This is a genomic window from Virgibacillus byunsanensis (assembly GCF_042675965.1).
GTDB lineage: Bacteria > Bacillota > Bacilli > Bacillales > Amphibacillaceae > Virgibacillus_R > Virgibacillus_R byunsanensis.
In genome coordinates this window covers 1-18,710 of the sequence record NZ_JBHTKJ010000003.1, presented here as the reverse complement: position 1 = coordinate 18,710, position 18,710 = coordinate 1, and the positions used below count along the sequence as shown (strand labels likewise).

21 protein-coding genes are annotated in these 18,710 nt (G+C 39.9%); 17 read left to right on the top strand and 4 right to left on the bottom strand.

All coding sequences use genetic code 11. From position 1 onward, the window contains the following. The first annotated feature begins 168 nt into the window (after positions 1–168). Positions 169–1,122: an agmatinase family protein gene (locus tag ACFQ3N_RS01235; RefSeq protein ID WP_390358794.1), complete on the top strand. Its 954-nt coding sequence runs from the start codon at positions 169–171 to the stop codon at positions 1,120–1,122. Between the two features lie 39 nt (positions 1,123–1,161). Here the strand turns inward: ACFQ3N_RS01235 and ACFQ3N_RS01230 are convergent, their stop codons facing one another. Next, complete coding sequence (locus ACFQ3N_RS01230; protein ID WP_390358793.1) at positions 1,162–1,854, bottom strand: aspartate/glutamate racemase family protein; 693 nt, start codon at positions 1,852–1,854, stop codon at positions 1,162–1,164. Between the two features lie 275 nt (positions 1,855–2,129). After that, positions 2,130–3,944, bottom strand: a complete 1,815-nt coding sequence (locus ACFQ3N_RS01225; RefSeq protein WP_390358792.1) for a methyl-accepting chemotaxis protein — start codon at positions 3,942–3,944, stop codon at positions 2,130–2,132. Between the two features lie 111 nt (positions 3,945–4,055). On the opposite strand from ACFQ3N_RS01225, the gene tnpA reads away from it, so the two are divergent. Continuing rightward, complete coding sequence (gene tnpA / locus ACFQ3N_RS01220) at positions 4,056–4,487, top strand: IS200/IS605 family transposase (protein ID WP_390358790.1); 432 nt, start codon at positions 4,056–4,058, stop codon at positions 4,485–4,487. A gap of 67 nt (positions 4,488–4,554) precedes the next feature. Here tnpA and ACFQ3N_RS01215 read toward each other — a convergent pair whose 3' ends face one another. Beyond that, a complete protein-coding gene (locus ACFQ3N_RS01215) occupies positions 4,555–4,809 on the bottom strand; it encodes a hypothetical protein (RefSeq protein WP_390358788.1) in 255 nt (84 codons plus the stop codon). A 152-nt stretch (positions 4,810–4,961) separates the two neighbouring features. Here ACFQ3N_RS01215 and ACFQ3N_RS01210 point away from each other — a divergent pair, with 152 nt between their 5' ends. From ACFQ3N_RS01210 to ACFQ3N_RS01180, 7 genes are all read left to right on the top strand, one after another. Continuing rightward, positions 4,962–5,465, top strand: a complete 504-nt coding sequence (locus ACFQ3N_RS01210) for a ferritin family protein (protein ID WP_390358786.1) — start codon at positions 4,962–4,964, stop codon at positions 5,463–5,465. 104 nt (positions 5,466–5,569) lie between these two features. Then, entirely contained in the window at positions 5,570–6,784 is a 1,215-nt protein-coding gene (locus tag ACFQ3N_RS01205; RefSeq protein ID WP_390358784.1) for a CynX/NimT family MFS transporter, read from the top strand. 15 nt (positions 6,785–6,799) lie between these two features. Beyond that, positions 6,800–6,967 (top strand): hypothetical protein, encoded by a 168-nt coding sequence (locus ACFQ3N_RS01200; protein ID WP_390358783.1) that lies wholly within the window; start codon positions 6,800–6,802, stop codon positions 6,965–6,967. Between the two features lie 163 nt (positions 6,968–7,130). After that, on the top strand, positions 7,131–7,856 hold the full coding sequence (gene pxpB, locus ACFQ3N_RS01195) for a 5-oxoprolinase subunit PxpB (RefSeq protein WP_390358782.1): 726 nt from the start codon (positions 7,131–7,133) through the stop codon (positions 7,854–7,856). Positions 7,857–7,879: 23 nt separating this feature from the next. Continuing rightward, positions 7,880–8,638 carry a LamB/YcsF family protein gene (locus ACFQ3N_RS01190; protein ID WP_390358780.1) on the top strand — a complete coding sequence of 253 codons (759 nt, stop codon included), beginning with the start codon at positions 7,880–7,882 and terminating at the stop codon, positions 8,636–8,638. Positions 8,639–8,750: 112 nt separating this feature from the next. Next, on the top strand, positions 8,751–9,698 hold the full coding sequence (locus tag ACFQ3N_RS01185; RefSeq protein ID WP_390358778.1) for a 5-oxoprolinase subunit C family protein: 948 nt from the start codon (positions 8,751–8,753) through the stop codon (positions 9,696–9,698). 60 nt (positions 9,699–9,758) lie between these two features. Then, complete coding sequence (locus tag ACFQ3N_RS01180) at positions 9,759–10,355, top strand: pyroglutamyl-peptidase I (RefSeq protein ID WP_390358776.1); 597 nt, start codon at positions 9,759–9,761, stop codon at positions 10,353–10,355. Here the strand turns inward: ACFQ3N_RS01180 and ACFQ3N_RS01175 are convergent. Further along, positions 10,249–10,833, bottom strand: a complete 585-nt coding sequence (locus ACFQ3N_RS01175; RefSeq protein WP_390358774.1) for a hypothetical protein — start codon at positions 10,831–10,833, stop codon at positions 10,249–10,251. The two genes, ACFQ3N_RS01180 and ACFQ3N_RS01175, sit on opposite strands and share 107 nt — an antisense overlap. A 129-nt stretch (positions 10,834–10,962) precedes the next feature. Between ACFQ3N_RS01175 and ACFQ3N_RS01170 the strand changes: the two genes are divergently transcribed. The 8 genes from ACFQ3N_RS01170 to ACFQ3N_RS01135 all read left to right on the top strand — a co-directional run bounded on the left by ACFQ3N_RS01170 (position 10,963) and on the right by ACFQ3N_RS01135 (position 18,573). Beyond that, positions 10,963–12,147, top strand: coding sequence for an MDR family MFS transporter (locus tag ACFQ3N_RS01170; RefSeq protein WP_390358772.1), 1,185 nt, complete (start codon positions 10,963–10,965; stop codon positions 12,145–12,147). 30 nt (positions 12,148–12,177) lie between these two features. Further along, positions 12,178–12,909, top strand: a complete 732-nt coding sequence (locus tag ACFQ3N_RS01165; protein ID WP_390358770.1) for a Cof-type HAD-IIB family hydrolase — start codon at positions 12,178–12,180, stop codon at positions 12,907–12,909. Between the two features lie 393 nt (positions 12,910–13,302). After that, positions 13,303–13,485 (top strand): cold-shock protein, encoded by a 183-nt coding sequence (locus tag ACFQ3N_RS01160; RefSeq protein WP_390358769.1) that lies wholly within the window; start codon positions 13,303–13,305, stop codon positions 13,483–13,485. 483 nt (positions 13,486–13,968) lie between these two features. Further along, positions 13,969–15,489, top strand: coding sequence for an aldehyde dehydrogenase (gene adh, locus ACFQ3N_RS01155; protein ID WP_390358767.1), 1,521 nt, complete (start codon positions 13,969–13,971; stop codon positions 15,487–15,489). Positions 15,490–15,601: 112 nt separating this feature from the next. Continuing rightward, positions 15,602–15,964 carry a DUF779 domain-containing protein gene (locus ACFQ3N_RS01150; protein ID WP_390358765.1) on the top strand — a complete coding sequence of 121 codons (363 nt, stop codon included), beginning with the start codon at positions 15,602–15,604 and terminating at the stop codon, positions 15,962–15,964. 30 nt (positions 15,965–15,994) lie between these two features. Continuing rightward, positions 15,995–17,227: a cysteine desulfurase-like protein gene (locus ACFQ3N_RS01145; RefSeq protein WP_390358763.1), complete on the top strand. Its 1,233-nt coding sequence runs from the start codon at positions 15,995–15,997 to the stop codon at positions 17,225–17,227. Between the two features lie 179 nt (positions 17,228–17,406). After that, entirely contained in the window at positions 17,407–17,709 is a 303-nt protein-coding gene (locus ACFQ3N_RS01140) for an ATP-binding cassette domain-containing protein (protein ID WP_390358761.1), read from the top strand. Positions 17,710–17,808: 99 nt separating this feature from the next. Continuing rightward, the gene (locus tag ACFQ3N_RS01135; RefSeq protein ID WP_390358855.1) at positions 17,809–18,573 is read left to right on the top strand and encodes a carbon-nitrogen family hydrolase; all 765 of its coding nucleotides are present in this window, start codon (positions 17,809–17,811) and stop codon (positions 18,571–18,573) included. Positions 18,574–18,710 lie beyond the last annotated feature (137 nt).

The window sequence follows — 18,710 nt, the reverse complement described above, 5'->3', positions numbered from 1 at the left end:
ACCACCACTTTCTGCGGCAACCTCAACCCACCCGAGATGTGCGGGCGCAGTCCAAACGTCGCTAAACGGTCATTTTCGCTTTTGCCCTTGCGTAAAAATTGTAAAGTTGGGTTATTTTTGGTTCAATAGATGTAGTAAGAAATTAAAGTAGTTATAGGAGCGATTAGTATGAATAATGAAAGAATTTATGGTAATACACCATGTTATCTTGGTGGTAAAAAAGTATCTCTAAAAGATGATAGTACGAACGATAGAGATGTATTAGTTTACGGTGTTCCCTGGGAAGGCTCCGTGACTTGGGGTGATTATACTGGTGCTGAACTCGGACCGAAAGTAATTCGCTTGAACTCTGCACGTTATTCTGGTTACTTGCCTGAACTGAATCATATGGATGTGTTCAAGCATTATACAATCGGTGATTTAGGTGATGTAGATGTTATGCCATCAGATACACCAGAAACCATGCGCCGTATTGAGGAGTTCGCTAGTAAGGTGTGGAAAACAGACAAATTTCCTGTCGCGTTTGGCGGGGATCATGGGATTACATATCCGATTGTTAAAGCGCTTAGTGAAGAAATAGAAGGTAAGGTTGGCATCATTCACTTAGATGCCCATTATGATAATCACCCAGACTACGAGGGAGATTTGTATGCACGCAGTACACCATTCCATCGGATCTATGAGAGTGAAAGTGTACGTAATGAAAGTATCGTGCACATGGGGATTCATGGCCCACGCAATAAGCCTGAGACAGGACAATATGCAGAAGAGGTTGGTGCGACAACTATTTCTTCACGTGAAATTAGGCAATCAAAGGACCTAGTTGAGTTAGCGCGTCGGGCATATGATATTGCAAGTGAAGGTACCGAAGCGGTTTATCTGAGCATCTGTAGTGATGTATTGGATTTCGCATTTAACCCAGGTGGACCGGTTGATGGAAATGGCTTAACATCATACGAACTAGTCGAACTTGTCCATGAGTTCAGTAAACTTGGTATTCGTGGAATGGATTATGTCGAAATTTATCCACAACAAGACACTAATGACAACTCATCACACTTTGTTTCCACAGTTGTACTCTATGCATTAGCTGGGAACATCTTACGTGAGCAAAATAAATAAGTGAGTAGAAAGGACAGCCGCATTTAACTGGCTGTCCTTTTATTCGTTTAATGCAAATTCTACTGCTTTGGTAACGTGTATATCCATCGTGTTAAAGATAGGTAAATTACTATTCTCCTGTTTAATAAGGAGTGGAATTTCTGTGCAGCCTAGGACAATCCCTTCGGCTCCTTGTTGTTTTAATTGATCGATCATCATACTAACTTTTTTTCTTGATTCATCGAGCATTTTTCCCATACATAATTCTTCGAAAATAATCCGGTTTACCTCTATACGATCATCTTGATCAGGGATGATAACAGAGATATCGTTGTCGTTAAGACGAGCCTGGTAGAAGTCTTCTTCCATTGTATACTTGGTTCCAAGCAAACCAACCTTACGTATATTTTTTTCTGCAATAGCATGAGCAGTGGCATCTCCGATATGGAGTAGGGGAATCGAGATGGCTGCTTGCACATCTTCAGCAACTTTGTGCATGGTATTTGTTGCAATAACCACACAGTCTGCTCCAGCGCTTTCAAGTGTGGATGCAATATCAGAAAGAACTCTAGCAGATTCATCCCATTCACCACGCCGTTGATACGTCTCAATCTCGTCAAAATCAACACTGTACATAAGACATCTTGCAGAATGTAGGCCACCTAACTTTTCACTGACCTGCTTATTTAATTGGCGATAATATTCAAGGGATGACTCCCAGCTCATACCACCAATCAGTCCAACAGTTTTCATTGGAAAACCTCCCATATTTGTCTGTATTTTTAGTTTAACGGAGAAAGAGTGTTGCGTCTAGAACGGACACAGGAGAGAAATCCTCCAACTCGGGAGAGGAACACATCGACTTGGGAGAGAAGCACTACAGCTCGGGAGAGGAACACATCGACTTGGGAGAGAAGCACTATAGCTCGGGAGAGGAACACACCAACTCGAGAGAGAGCGTTCTAAAACACTAAATAACTTAATAAGGTAGCCATGCGGCATCAGACCGCATGGCTACCTTATTAAGTTTATTCTTCAATCCGAAATTTATCTACTTGTTCTTGCATCTCGACTGAGTACGTTTCTAATTTTTCTGCTAAGTGGTTAAGCTGTTCCATGGAAGCGGTTTGTTGTTCGACCGATGCTGAAACTTCTTCTGTTCCTGCTGCTGTTTCTTCACTAATGGAAGTAATGTTTTGGGTATTACCAGATATGATTTTTTCCTGACTAATAATGGTTTCCATGACATCCATTACTTTTTTAGTAAGTTGGTTGTTTGTCAGGATGTTTTCTTTAATGGCTGTGAATGCATGCTCTGTTTCATTTACAGATTGTGATTGCATTTGTATAACGTTATTTGTTTTACCGATCAAGGCTGCTGTGTTTTTGGTTTCGGTCTGCATTTCTTCAATTAAGGAGGAAATGTCTCCTAGTGCGTTCTCAGACTGTTCGGCTAGTTTTCGTACTTCATTGGCAACTACCGCAAATCCCTTACCATGTTCACCAGCTCTTGCTGCTTCAATTGCAGCGTTTAATGCGAGTAAATTTGTTTGATTTGCGATTTCGGTGATTTTTGTAACGATTGTATGGACGTTGGTAGATTTATCGTCTAATGTGTTAATTGCTTGTACGACTTCATCCGTCATTTCACCAGTTTCTTGTGATTGTTTTCGAAGCTTGGTAACCGTTTCTGATCCTTTTTCGGATGCTTCACTCATTAGTTTTGCTTCGTTATAAACATTTTGGTTATATTCCTCAATTTGTTGGATGAGGTTGGATAGCTTTTCTGTAGCTACTGCATTTTCTTCCATCATTTCAGATTGTTCTCCTGCACCGGTAGCTATTTGCCCCATCGTTTCAGCAACTTCGTTGGAGGAAGCAGTGTTTTCTTCTGCGCTTGCTACCAGTGTTTGTGATGCATCAGACACGTTGTTTGATAGTTCTTTTATTTTTACCATCATTAGCCTCATCTGTTGAAGCATGTTTTCAAAGCTAAGTGATAGCTGGCCAATTTCATTTGTCGATTTTATGTTTGCTCTGGCTAAGAGGTTCCCATTTTCAACTTCCTTCATGGTGCTTTCTAGTGTTTTAATAGGTTTTGTTATTCGTTTACTCGTCACATATGACACGATAACCGCGAATAGAATGACAATCACCAACGTTATGACAATAGGCGGTATGATTTTATTAGCCTCTTCCTGGAAATCTTTTACAGGAACGGTTTCGCCGATTATCCAACCAGTTCTGGTGTTTGTTGTGTAGCCAAGAATATTCGTTTCATTATCTTCTGAGTATTCAATAACGCCACTCGAACCTTCTTGACGAAGACTATTGTAAAAGGCTTGGTCGTCTGCACCAGTTCCGATTAATGTTCCATCAGGGTGTGCGACAAAGCTCCCACTTTGATCAATGATCATTGCGTATCCGGATTTCCCAACTTTAATATTGGTAGTCATTTCAATTAGCGTTTCTGCAAATATATCTGCAGCGACAACTCCTACAAATTGGTCGTTTTCGTAAAAGGCTTTAGCTGCTGTTATTATTTTCTCCTTCGTTACACTATCAATATAAGGTTCTGTCCAAACAATTTCGCCTTTCGCTTCTTTTGCATTTTTAAACCAGATATTGGATCGTGGATCAACGTTTGCATCAGTTTCTGAGTCGGGGATGATCATATCAGCACTTTTGTCGATACCTGCATATACATTGGAAATGAAATCATTTGCCTCTCTTGTTTCTCTTAAGTAGTTATGTATGAGATCACGAGACTCGGGGTCATATGACGTGAATAAGTCATTCTCAGAAAATCGGTGCACTACATTCTCTGTGTTGGTAAAAAGCATGTTGAATGTATCGTTTAACTTACAAATGCGTGGTCTAACTCCACCGTCTTTAGACGGTATCAGCTTTTAGCCTTGCCTTTAAGTGTCCATACTTAAGTGTGAGGTGAAAGTATGGAAGGTTATCGAAAAAATAGTCATGCGGTTTATGATATCAAGTATCATGTCATATGGGTAACAAAGTACAGATACAAGGTATTAAAAGGGCATATAGCAGTAAGAACGAGAGAATTGATCCGACAAGGTTGTGAAGCAAGAGGTATAACAATTTTGCAAGGAAGCGTCGGTAAAGACCATATTCACTTACTGTTATCCTGCCCACCAAGTATTGCTCCAAGTAAAATTTTGCAGTATCTAAAAGGAAGGTCATCGAGGTTATTGCAGGATGAATTTCCGGAACTCAAGAAGCGCTATTGGGGGCAGCATTTGTGGGCAAGAGGATACTTTTGCGCCACAGTTGGCACCGTGACAGATGAAATAATAAGAAATTATATAGCTAATCAATTCAATGAAGGTAAGGACGACATTTTTAGAATCGAGGAATGAGTTAAGTCACACTTCGAGTTTGCTTCAGCTAAGGACTTTGAGCAGGACTTTAGCCTGAGGAACGACTTTAGTCGTCGACATTCATGTCCAAATCCACCTGCTTTAGCAGGTGGTCGTTTAAGTTCTCTGTTTGACTTACCACACTATCTGAGTTTTGATCAATCATAGCATTCATGCTTAATTGGTAGCTGGTATAGGCAACAGCACCTCCAGCAAGAATGATGAGTAATAAAAATGGTAATAATATTTGCCGTTGTAGCGATCTTCTTTTCATTTTTTTGTTAATCGTTTTTTTTATCTTTGTTTTCTTGAATAGTTTCATTTGTGACACCTTTCTGCATGACTCTATGCATGTATAGAAATAATAGTTCTTTATTTATATCGGAAATATACATCGATAGTTGTAGTCTAAATAACGTTTTCAATGATTAGGCATATAGTGATATGGAGAAAAAATGAAGAGGTGGTATTGAAATGTACTATTACACGTATCCATACCCATATGCATTTCAAGCATATAATCCAGGTCAAAACGTACATCAAACACATGATGATCAGGAATTTAGAGCGAAAAAAGGCCAAAATGAACAAGTGTTACAGGCTTTAGTTGATGGGATGGAGGGGGAAAGTGAAGCAATTGATTTTTACACCAGACTAGCAAAAATGGCTCCAACTAACATGGCGCGTGATGCGGTTGAGCATGCGCTAGAGGATGAAAAAATTCATTTGCAACTGTTTATCGATCTGTATAAAAATTTGACAGGTAAAAGTCCGAATTATAAGAAACGTAAGAAGCAATTTGCAAATTTTAAAGAAGGAATCATGTTAGCATATAAGGATGAATTGGAAGCTTATGAGCAGTACCGTGACGATTATCTGTTAACGTCTGATCAGGAAATAAGAGATACGTTCTTCCTTGCAATGAGTGACGAAATCGAGCATGCAACCAGGTTTGGATTTGTATATCATACCGTATAATAGTGGTTCCCCTGTAGAATAACAGGGGAACCTCATTTTTTTCGTAAAAGAATGGAATGTGCTATATTATAGGATAGTGTTTAAGTGAAGGGGGCCGTTCTAGAATGGATGCAGATAACAAAGCAACAGATAATCAAACAGTGCGGCTGTACCGGATTCTGCTTATAGTAGGAATTATATTTGTAGCTTTTAATTTACGTCCAGCACTTACATCGGTTGGTCCATTAATTGGAACCATTCGTGATGATGTTGGACTCTCTAATTGGAGTGTTGGTATTTTGACAAGCTTGCCGCTGGTCGCATTTGCGGTTATGTCACCAATTGCTCCGATACTTGGTAAACGATTTACGAATGAACGTACCTTATTGATTGGACTTATACTTCTTTTAATAGGCATGGTCGCACGTTCTGTTTCATTTGTTGTGTTCCTTTTTGCAGGGACTTTATTCATCGGCTTAGGTATTGCGATTTGTAATGTGTTGTTACCTGGTGTGGTAAAGGGGAAATTTCCGGCAAAAGTTGCAATCATGACAAGTGTTTATTCAACATCGATGGGGATTTTTGCTGCAGTTGCTTCTGGTTTAAGTATACCAATTGCCAGTGGTATGGGATTAGGATGGCAGATCGGATTAGCAGTATGGATTATTCCTGTAATAATAGGGATTAGTATTTGGATCTATTTGATTAAAAAAGGAAAGTCCGATAATACGGTAGAGATGCGCTATGTACGTACAAGCGATAGCGGTATGTTGCAATCATGGCTTGCTTGGCAGGTCGCTATTTTTATGGGGTTACAGTCCTTTTTATTTTATGTAACGATTTCATGGCTGCCTGAAATAGTACACGATTATGGTGTTAGTATGGCAACAGCCGGTTGGATGTTATCATTCACACTATTTGTTGGAGTACCTGCTAGTTTTTTTGTGCCGGTAATAGCTGGAAGGTTAAGATCTCAACGAATGATTGTACTTGTCTTGGGATGCTTAGCTATAACTGGATATGGCGGTCTATTAGTGGGAGATTCCTATATCGTAATGGTTATGAGCACGGTGTTGATCGGGATTGCACTAAGTGGATGCTTTGCATTGTCCCTAGCGTTTTTAGGTATGAGAGCTCGTGATGCACGACAAGCTGCTGAACTTTCAGGAATGGCACAAGCGCTGGGTTATTTGCTAGCTGCTGTTGGACCAATGATTATTGGTTATTTGTATGATGTAACTCAGGTGTGGACTGTTCCCTTATTGACACTAATTGGTGTATCCATTTTGGTTGTGGTTTTTGGTATGGGGGCAGGACGAGATAGATATGTATTAGATTGATTAGGAGGTGTGATTTTGCGAAAAGCAATACTAATAGAAGTACTTGGTTGGATTTTGACAGGTTTTGGTGCGTATTTTGTTTTCGAAGACAATACATCAATTTTACATTATATCCTCCTAGCAGTAGGTATTATCCTTATCTTATTTTCTATTCCATTTAGTTTAAGGAGATGGAAAAAATAGAGCAACTATTCGAATTTATTAACGTAGGTATGCTATTATTTTAATTAGTAGATAAGAAAAGCATAAAATTTTCTTATCTACATAAGTGCAACTTAGGCCTTCACCATAAGGCTTGGCGAACGCCAAGTTTTCTAATAGTATTCTTATCGGGGGCGTGTTAAAGATGGATTTTTCTATACAAGCTGTGGGTGATTCAGCATTAAGGGTACAGTTTTTAGAAAACGTTTCTCCTGAATTGAATAGAACCATTACTGATTTCTGTAAAAAACTAGAAACGTTTTCTGATAGAGGCGGCATAGTTGAATGGGTACCCGCGTTTGACTCGGTAACCATTTACTATCGCCCACATGTGCTACTATACAGAGAAATGTATGAAAAAGTCCTTGATTTGATCGCAGCATCAGGTAAAGAGACGGCCACTAAATCCCGTGTTGTTCATGTTCCGGTAGTCTATGGTGGTAATTATGGCCCTGACTTACAGCAGGTGGCAGATTACCATCAGTTAACGATTGAAGAGGTGATTGCCATCCATCAACAACCGGAATATCTTATATATATGATCGGATTCTTGCCTGGTTTTCCTTATTTAGGTGGTTTGGATAAAAAAATTGCTACACCTCGTTTAGAAAACCCACGTCCATCTATCTTTGCAGGAGCAGTAGGGATTGCGGCGGAACAAACAGGGATTTATCCAGTAGAATCGCCTGGCGGGTGGAATATAATTGGCAAAACTCCATTGAAATTGTTTGATGTGGAACGAGAAGAAGAGCCATTTTTATTTCAATCTGGTAATTATGTGAAATTTTATGAAGTGTCTGAGCATGAATTTACGGAAATAGAAAAGCAAGTTGAATCACAGTCCTATTCCATACAGATTTCAACTGAATAACGAATTGGAAAGGGAGAGGTGACATGAAAAAACGAATCGATTTAAATTGTGATATGGGTGAAAGCTTTGGAGCTTATACGTTTGGAGCAGATGAAGAATTAATGAAATATATTACATCAGCGAATGTAGCATGCGGTTATCATGCGGGTGATCCAAATGTGATGAACCGAACTGTTCAGCTGGCAAAAGATCATGGAGTATCCGCTGGTGCACATCCTGGTTTTCCTGATATTGCTGGTTTTGGACGTCGATTGATAGAATTTTCACCAGAAGAAATCTACCGGTTGATCGCTTATCAAGTTGGGGCTCTCCAGGCATTTTGCAAGATTCACCATGTGAACATGAACCACGTGAAGCCACATGGGGCCCTTTACAATTATGCTACAAGGGACCGCGCGGCAGCTGATGCTATCGCAGATGCGGTATATGATATTGACCCGAATCTAGTATTATTCGGTTTGGCAGGAAGTACACTGATCGAGGCTGGACGGGAGAAAGGGTTAAAAGTTGCGTCAGAAGTTTTTGCAGACCGAACGTATCAAACAGATGGAAGCCTGACGAGTAGAAATGAAACCGGTGCTTTGATCGATGATGTTGATACGGCTGTAAAACAAGTTGAGCGAATGGTTTCTGATGGAGTTGTTCAAGCAGTTAACGGTGATTTAGTAAATATAGAAGCTGATACCGTATGTGTTCATGGTGATGGCCCCCAAGCCGTAAATTTTGTGAGGAAATTACGTAAGGCTCTTGATAAAGCGGGCGTACAGGTCGGAAAAGTATAGATGTGAGACCTAACGCAATCTCGGGCAGCATCACAAATCGGGCCACAAGCACATCCAAGATTTCTACCAAGAGAATCTATCAGAAAAAAACTCCCATATAAGAGGTGTTGCTATGCAAAGCGAAGAAATTTTTCGGACAATAAAGCCAGGGGTGTTAACAACATTTCAAGATATGGGTAGAACGGGATATCAACGCTTTGGTGTACCTGTTTCTGGCGCCATGGATCCTTTTAGTATGCAAGTAGGTAATATTTTAGTTGGAAATCCCCGCAATACTGTTAGTCTTGAGGTAACATTAATTGGCCCTAAGCTTGAGGTGTGTGCACCAACGCTATTAACGATCGCAATCACTGGTGCAGATTTAGAGCCAAGAATCAATGATAGATCAGTAGCAATGTGGAAGTCGATTACATTGAAAAAAGGAGATCAACTATCATTTGGTAAGCATCAATCAGGGGTTCGCGCATATATTGCAGTGGCTGGTGGGTTTGATGCCCCAGTCATTTTTGGTAGTAGCTCGACAGATGGAAATACTGGCTTTGGTTCTTCTTTAGAAGATGTGAAAAAGATTAAAGGATTTTCGCATGAGGCGCAGCAAGGAATAGGTCTCGTTCCAAAAGATATACCAACATATGAAAAGTCGATCAAAGTGGCCATTATAGAAGGCCCGCATACAGATTGTTTCACAAAAGAAGGCCGAGAGAAATTCTTTCGCTGCATTCATCAAGTAGAAGCAAACTCTAACCGGATGGGCTACCGGCTGAAATCAGAAGAAATCAAGTTAAACAAGGACATTGCTATCTGGTCTGATGCCATACCATTTGGTGGAATTCAAGTACCCCCTAATGGACAAGCGATTATTCTGATGGCGGACCGGCAGACAACTGGTGGGTATCCGCGAATAGGTACGGTTCTTTCAAGTGACATGCCTAAAATAGCACAACTCGTGCCACAGGGAGAAATTCAATTTTATCCAGTAACCGTAGAAGAAGCACAAGCGCGTGCGATAAAAATGGAAGAATTCCTTTATAAATTAGAACTATTTTACAAGGGGATATAACCCAGGTCCTTTGGTCTACTTGATAACAATATATACATAAATGAGAAGAGGTATTTTACGATGAAAAAATTACTTTTAACAGGCTTTGAACCATTTCTTGAATTCCCAATAAATCCAACTGCTGAAATAGCAGAAGCACTGAATGGAGAAGAAATAGGCGATTTTCAAATTATAGGTGAAGTGTTAACCGTAGATTTTCAAAAGACAGGCAAACAATTAGTGGAGTTGATCGAAAAGCATCATCCAGATGCAGTTATTTCACTCGGGCTTGCAGCTGGTCGGAACAGTGTAACACCAGAGCGAATTGCCATTAATTGTAATGATGGTCCAGTTGACAATAACGGACATAAGCCAGAAGGGGAAAAAATATTCCTTGAGGGGCCAGATGGATATTTTTCAACACTCCCCATAAATGAGATTGTTAAAAGCCTACAGGAAAGAAAGCTACCTGCAAAAATTTCAAATACAGCTGGTGCTTATTTATGTAATCATGTGATGTACCATGGATTGCACCACTTTAAAGAAACTAACGCTAAGCGACAATCAGGCTTCATCCATATTCCAGCATCTCATGAACTAGCTGTAGAGAAACCGATGCCAAGCTGGTCGCAGGAGGACTTGTTAGAGGCTGTAAAAGTTTCCATTTCCTGCCTGTAAACAGAAAGTCGCTCACCAGAGCTGGAAAGTCGCGCATCAAAGCCGGAAAGTCGCGCACCAGAGCCGGAAAGCCGCGCACCAGAGCCGGAAAGCCGCGCACCAGAGCCGGAAAGTCGCGCACCAGAGCTGGAAAGTCGCGCACCAGAGCCGGAAAGTCGCGCACCAAAGTCGAAAAGTCGCGCACCAGAGCTGAAAAGCCGCGCACCAGAGCCGGGAGGTCGCGCATCAAAGCCGGAAAGCCGCGCATCAAAGTCGAAAAGTCGCGCACCAGAGCTGAAAAGCCGCGCACCAGAGCCGGAAAGTCGCGCACCAGAGCTGGAAAGTCGCGCACCAGAGCCGGAAAGCCGCGCATCAAAGTCGAAAAGTCGCGCACCAGAGCCGGAAAGTCGCGCACCAGAGCCGGAAAGCCGCGCATCAAAGTCGAAAAGTCGTGCATCTGAGCTGGAAAGTCGCGCACCAGAGCTAGAAAGTCGCGCACCAAAGCTGAAAACTAACGCCATCGCATCACTTAAAAAATCAGTAAAATATCTTCATAAATCCCTATTGATTAGCAACTCGAAATAGATTAGAATGGTCTGATGATAGCTACGAAAAGCGAGTGATAGGGATGCCAAAGTATATTTGGTTATTAGTGATTGTGACGACAATTAATGTTACGGGTGCTTCTTTTATATGGCCTTTAAATACCATTTTTATGCATAATGAGCTTGGAAAAAGTTTAGCCTTTGCAGGGCTTATTTTAATGTTAAACCAAGGAGCATCGATTGTTGGTAACTTAATAGGTGGCATATTATTTGATAAAATTAGTGCATACAAAACAATATTAGTAGGAACTGGAATTGCTTTATCCGCTGCCATTACACTTTCCTTCTTTCACAGTATTGTACCGTATTCCATATTGCTTGTATTAATTGGATTTGGAGCAGGGATGACAAGACCAGTATTGTTTGCGATGGCAGGTTCTGTTTGGCCTGAAGGTGGCCGTCGCGCGTTTAATGCCATCTACGTTGCCCAAAATTTAGGTGTGGCAATTGGGGCGACAGCAGGTGGATACATAGCAAGTATTTCATTTGATTATATATTTGTTGCAAACGCATGTTTATTTGGTGTATTTTTTATCATTGTAATGGTTACGTTTAAAGAGATGGATAAGGAACGAGATCGCCAAATGAGTACTTCTGTTTGGGAACAGAGCAAGAAGATTCAAAATAAAGCTTCCTTTGTGGCACTGATGATTTTATGCGGGGGATTTTTAATTTCCTGGATGGCATATAGTCAATGGCAATCAACTATCTCATCACATACACAGGATATTGGAATTCCGCTGGATCTATACAGTGCGTTATGGGCCATAAACGGATTATTAATTGTTATTGGACAGCCAATGATTAAGTGGATAACAAGTATAATAACTTCTGAAAAAATGCACATATATATTGGGAATACTATCTTTATTTTTTCATTCGTACTTGTGGCGTTCGCAGAAAATTTCACCATGTTTGCTGTTGCCATGGTTATTTTGACAATTGGTGAAATGCTCGTCTGGCCGGCGATACCAACGCTTGCAAACGAACTAGCACCTAAGGGTCGAGCTGGTTTTTATCAAGGATTGGTGAACAGTGTTGCTGCAGGTGGACGCATGATAGGACCGTTCATTGGAGGAGTACTGGTAGATATGTATCATATACAGTTGCTATTCTTTGTTTTACTAGGATTGCTAGTTATACCTTATGTAACTACACGTCTATATGACCGTGGCATAAGTTCGAATAATGAATCTGCAAAAGCCTGATAATATAATAGAAGATAGAGGAGCGTTATAATGGATGAAATTAAGTTAATCGCATTAGATATGGATGGCACGTTATTAACTAGTGATGAGGAGGTTTCTGAATACACCCAAGAAGTGATTAAAAAGGCGTTAGCAAAAGATGTTCACGTTGTATTGAGCACAGGACGCTGGCTTGATTCTTGTTATCCGTATGCTGAATTGTTGAAGCTGCAATCTTATTTGGTTACGAGTAATGGTGGAGAAATTTGGACCGTTAATAAGGAATTAATTGAACGTCACTTACTGGATCCTAAAATAGTGGAAATTATGTGGGATTTAGCACAGAACATTGAATTGAATACGTGGATGGTATCGACAGAAGGTGTTTATCGTGGGACGCGTCCAGATGATTTTTATGAACACGAATGGCTGAAGTTTGGCTGTGACTCTTTGGATAAGGATAAGCTGGATCAGATCGTAAAAGAATTTTCCTACTATGACGAACTCGAATTGACGAATTCTCTTCCAACGAACGTTGAAGTAAATCCAATCGGAGTAAATAAGGCTACTGCACTTAAGAAAGTGTGTGATGAAATCGGCATATCAATGAATAATGTCATGTCTGTTGGTGATAGTCTGAATGATATTAAAATGATTCAACAAGCTGGCCTGGGTGTTGCTGTTGGTAATGCGCAGGAAGCAATTAAGAAGGTTGCAGATTACGTAACAGACAAGAATAATGATAACGGTGTAGCTAAAGCAATTGAGAAATTTGTATTATAGTTGTAAATTGGAAAAATCTCCACATTGATGTGGAGGTTTTTTTAAGCAGGTAAGAAAGTATAAAACTTCCTTATCTGCATAAGTGCAACTAGGCCATTCGCTATAAAGGCTTGGCGAATGCCAAGTTTTCTAATCTTTGGCTGTTTTCGCACGCATCTGTTGCATTTTCAAGGAGTCCCCATTTCTCTTTATTATGTATAGCTTAAATTTAATATTTTGGGGATCCTGTCATGTCGAGATTTATTAAATAACATGAAAGGGGTTTATTTTTGTGGAAACTTGTCAATACTTTCATATAATATGTTTTAATGGTTATTAATTGGTATACGTCCCTTCCTTTGTTTGCTAAAAAGGAGTATAATGGAAGTAGTATCATGAAAGGGGTTGCTGTTTATGTCTTTTTCTAGAGGGCCTAAAGAACCGGTTCCAGAAGTAGAAACAAATGTATGGTCTTGTACAAGTGAGGATTGCCAAGGTTGGATGAGAGAATCATACAGTTTTGAGGAAACTCCAGAGTGTCCTCTTTGTAAATCATCAATGGAACAGGAAGTTCGAGTGATTCCAGAGTTGAAATAAAGAAAATCAGTACCATAATAGTAGCTGAAGTTATATAATGAAATTATTAATCCATAATTAATATATCCAAGTGAGATGTCATCGCGACATCTCTTTTATAATAGATACTTACGGCGTTGGGAAACCAGCGTTATTATTATATACTTCAGCTTTCCTGAAAATCAAACCTTAAACGGGTTTGATTTTTTTCTTTTAGTAGATAAACTACATAATTGCAACTAAGGCTTAGCAATAAGCCAAGTTTTCTGATATTCGATTCAAGTACTAAGCCTTTACTGACATAAGCCGTTCATTAGTCATTGATATTACATAAATCTACTTGTTTTTACCTGTTTTATAGGATCTTATACTTCCCTCGTTTTTCTAAAAGTCCAATAGTTGTAATAATTCAGAACATGTTGGTATAATCTGTAGTAGAGACTTCAGCTGGCGTCTTCACTAAAACAAATGTAAACGGTTACAAAAAAGGAGGAATATTTTACGATGAGGTATGCGAATCCAAATACGGAAGGTGCTGTAGTATCTTTCAAGAAGCAGTATGACAATTTTATAGGTGGAGAATATCGAGCTCCTGCGAATGGCAGATACTTTGAAAATGTGAGTCCTGTTACTGGTGAAGTATTTTGTGAAATGGCCAGGTCCACAAAAGAGGATGTCGAGGCTGCCATTGATGCAGCACATGCTGCCAAGGATGGGTGGGGCAAAACGTCTGTAGCAGAACGCGCGAAAATCTTAAACAAAATTGCTGATCGAATTGAGGATAACCTGGAAATGTTGGCTGTTGCTGAAACATGGGACAATGGTAAAGCTGTCCGGGAAACGTTAGCTGCTGATTTACCACTTGCTGCCGATCATTATCGTTATTTTGCTGGAGCAATACGCGCTCAAGAAGGCGGATTAAGTCAGATAGATGACGATACGGTTGCCTATCATTTTCATGAGCCATTAGGTGTTGTTGGCCAAATCATTCCGTGGAACTTCCCGATTTTAATGGCAACATGGAAACTGGCACCAGCCCTTGCTGCTGGTAACTGTGTTGTTCTTAAACCCGCTGAACAAACACCGGCATCTATACATGTGCTACTTGATTTAATTAAAGACCTTCTGCCGGCTGGGGTATTAAATGTTGTTAATGGATTTGGTCTAGAAGCAGGAAAACCACTTGCCTCCAACAGTCGTATCTCTAAAATCGCATTTACTGGTGAAACGACTACAGGGCGTTTAATCATGCAATATGCTTCTGAAAATATAATACCTGTTACATTGGAACTTGGAGGAAAATCACCTAATATTTTCTTTGAAGATGTGATGGATGAAGATGACGGATTCTTAGATAAAGCAATTGAAGGAATGGTTATGTTTGCGCTTAACCAAGGAGAAGTGTGTACATGTCCATCACGTGCTTTAGTTCATGAATCGATTTATGGTCAATTTATAGAACGGGTAATTGAGCGGGTCAAAAAAATCAAGATCGGCCATCCGCTTGATACCGAAACCATGATGGGGGCTCAAGCATCCCAAGAACAAATGGAAAAAATCATTTCCTACTTAGATATTGGAAAACAAGAAGGTGCAGAAGTGCTTGTTGGAGGAGATGTGAATAAACTTGAAGATGAACTAGAAGGTGGCTATTACGTAGAACCAACTATCTTCAAGGGCGAAAACAACATGCGTATTTTCCAGGAAGAAATTTTCGGACCGGTACTTTCGGTGACAACATTTAAAGATAAAGAAGAAGCACTGAGTATCGCCAATGACACATTATACGGACTTGGTGCTGGTGTCTGGACACGTAATATAAATACCGCATACCGATTTGGCCGTGGAATTGAGGCTGGTCGTGTGTGGACTAATTGTTATCACCAATATCCTGCACATGCTGCGTTTGGCGGCTATAAAAAATCCGGTATCGGGCGAGAAAATCATCTTATGATGCTAGACCACTATCAACAAACGAAAAACTTGCTTATAAGCTACAGTGAAGGTGCGGCTGGATTCTTTTAAGGTTATACAGGTCATTACTGGATGTTTTTGTAAAATAAGAACGGGAAAAGTAGGTGATAGCTTTTTTCTGCAATTACCGGCTACTACAAAGCATTGGAAGGGTGTGATATAAATGGTTGATCGTGTAACGGTTACAGAGGAAGCGTTGCAATTAATGAATACATTAAAAGAAATACATGGTTCGTTGATGTTTCACCAATCAGGGGGGTGTTGTGATGGCAGCTCACCTATGTGCTATCCAAATGGTGAGTTCCGGATAGGGGAGTCGGACGTTTTATTAGGAGAAATTGGTGACACACCTTTCTATATGTCAAAAGATCAATACGAATATTGGAAACATACCCAGCTGATTATTGATGCAGTGGACGGACGTGGAGGAATGTTTTCATTAGAAGGACCTGAAGGAAAGCGGTTTTTAACTAGATCAAGAGTGTTTACAGGGGAAGAACGATCGGAATTGGCTAAAGAAAGTTGATACAAAGATATAATAAAAGGAGCAAACAATATGACACAAATGCTGAAATATTTTCCAATTAATGATGTTCGCAATCAATTTCCAGCCTTAAATAGGAAATTCCATGATAGAGAAGTTGCCTACCTAGACGGCCCTGGAGGATCTCAAGTAGTGAAATCATCTATAGAGGCTGTTAGAAATTATATGGAAAGTGGAGGTGCTAATCTTCATGGTTCCTTTCCTAGTAGTAGAGAAACAGAAGAAATGATAGAAGAAACTAAAAAAATAGTTGGAGACTTTCTGGACGTCAAAGCCAAAGAGGTAGCTTTTGGTGCAAATATGACTACTCTTACATTAGCTATTTCCAGAGCATTAGGAAAGCAGTGGGGAGTTGGTGATGAGATTGTCGTTTCTGAAATTGATCATCGTGCAAACGTAGATCCATGGCTTCAGATGGCAGAGGACCTGGGAATGACTGTACGTTGGCTTCCTGTTGATCAACAAAAATTAACGCTTCGTTTAAACGAATTAGACACTGTGATCAATAGCCATACCAAATTAGTAGCTGTAGGTCTTGCATCAAATGCAGTTGGGACGATAAATGATGTGGCAACTATTGCAAAGAAAGCTAAAGAAGTAGGTGCAATCGTCGCTGTCGATGCAGTTCATGCTGTACCACATATTCCTGTGCAACGTGATCAAATTGGAGCTGATATTCTGTTATGCTCTGCCTACAAATTTTTTGGCCCACATGTTGGTATTGCTGCTATTAGAGAGCAAATTTTTGAAAGACTAGAACCTTACAAACTATCACCTGCCCCAGATTATATACCGGATAAATTAGAGACCGGAACACAGAACCATGAGGGAATAGCAGGAATTAAGCCGGCTATTGAGTTCTTTGAAAATCTCGGTACTGGGGTAACAAGAAAAGAGAGAATCCTATCTGGTATTAAACATATCGAGGATTATGAAAATAAACTAGCAATTAAAATGGGTGATGGATTGCGAAATCTTGCGAAAGTAACGTTATATGAACCCGATTCTGTAGCAAGGAAAACACCGACATTCGCCTTTACAGTAGAGGGATACACCAATCAAGAAGTGTGCGAACGGATGTCCTCAGAACATGGTATTTTTGTTGCTGATGGGGATTTTTATGCGACTACTCTGGCTAGTAAACTCGGGGTTAATAAAACCGGCGGCTGGATTCGTGCGGGTTTAGCACCATATAATACAGAGGAAGAAGTAGAACGTTTCCTCTATGCCTTACGTCAATTATAGATATAAAAAAATAATTTAGATTTATAAGTCGTCTAATCTATTAACGATAGGTTGGACGGCTTTTTATTTGATCTGGGATACACTAAGTCTCAAGACCGAGTGTAAGACTTTCAATAGACGGATGTATTATTCTGATAAATTAGTATAATCAAATTAACAAGAGTTGTAAAAGGAGGGGCATGGAACGTATTATTACGGTTGATGGAATTCACAAAGTGTACACAAAACGGAAGTCTAAAGAGGAATTTATTGCTGTAAAAGGTGTTTCATTTAACGTATCAATAGGAGAAATTGTTGAACTTTTAGGTCCTAATGGAGCCGGTAAAACAACAACAATCAAAACAATTTGCGGTCTGCTCGTTCCTGATATTGGGTCTGTGACGATAAACGGGTTTGATAGTGTCAAAAATCGCTATAAAGCCTTACATCATATTAGTGCGGTTCAAGAAGGGAATCGTAACTTCTCGGACATTACTAATTAAAAATCGGTGGCCATACTATTATGCTATCGATTTTTTTGATGATAGTATATACGTAAGGAAAATGAACATGGAGGTGCTTTTTTGAAGCGGAAAATTGCAATGATTCAATTTGATATTATATATGGTGACCCAAAAGAAAATGAGAAGCGAGCGGAAGAATGGATCACTAAAGCAGTTCAAACGGGTGCAGAAATTATTGTACTGCCAGAGCTGTGGACAACTGGATATGATTTAACCCGATTGGATGAAATAGCTGACCAGGATGCAAATCATGCAATCAGATTCTTAAGTTATATAGCAAAAAAATGGAATGTTCATGTGATTGGTGGTTCCATTGCTGAACAATATGAAGACGGAGTACGTAATACGATGCTTGTAATGAATCAACAGGGTGAGCTTATTCATAAATATAGTAAGCTGCATTTATTTCAACTTATGGATGAACATTTATATTTAAAAGAAGGGCAGGACAAAGCTGAATTTACGATGGATGAAGTGAATTGTGCTGGGTTTATATGCTACGACATTCGTTTTCCAGAATGGATTCGTAAATCAGCAGTAAGTGGTGCAAAAGTTATGTATGTTGTAGCGGAATGGCCAGCACCAAGAATAGATCATTGGCGTATTCTTCTGCAAGCACGTGCAATTGAAAATCAATGTTATGTGGTTGCATGTAATCGAGTTGGTGCTGATCCCAAAAATACATTTGGTGGCATGTCACTAGTTATTGATCCTTGGGGAGAAATTGTCGCTGAAGGTGGTAGTGGAGAGGAAATAGTAACGGCTACAATTGATGACGACTTAGTCAATGAAGTGAGGAAGCGGATACCGGTTTTTGTGGATAGAAGGATGGAAAGATATTAAGAGACTTCGAGGGTGTACACTTATGTGTAGACCCTTTTTGATAAGATGATTTTTATATATTAAATAATACTAACTCAACTTTCGCAGCTAGAAAAAAGTGTTCCATTTAACCAGCTGTAAAGCGTGTCACTGTTCAA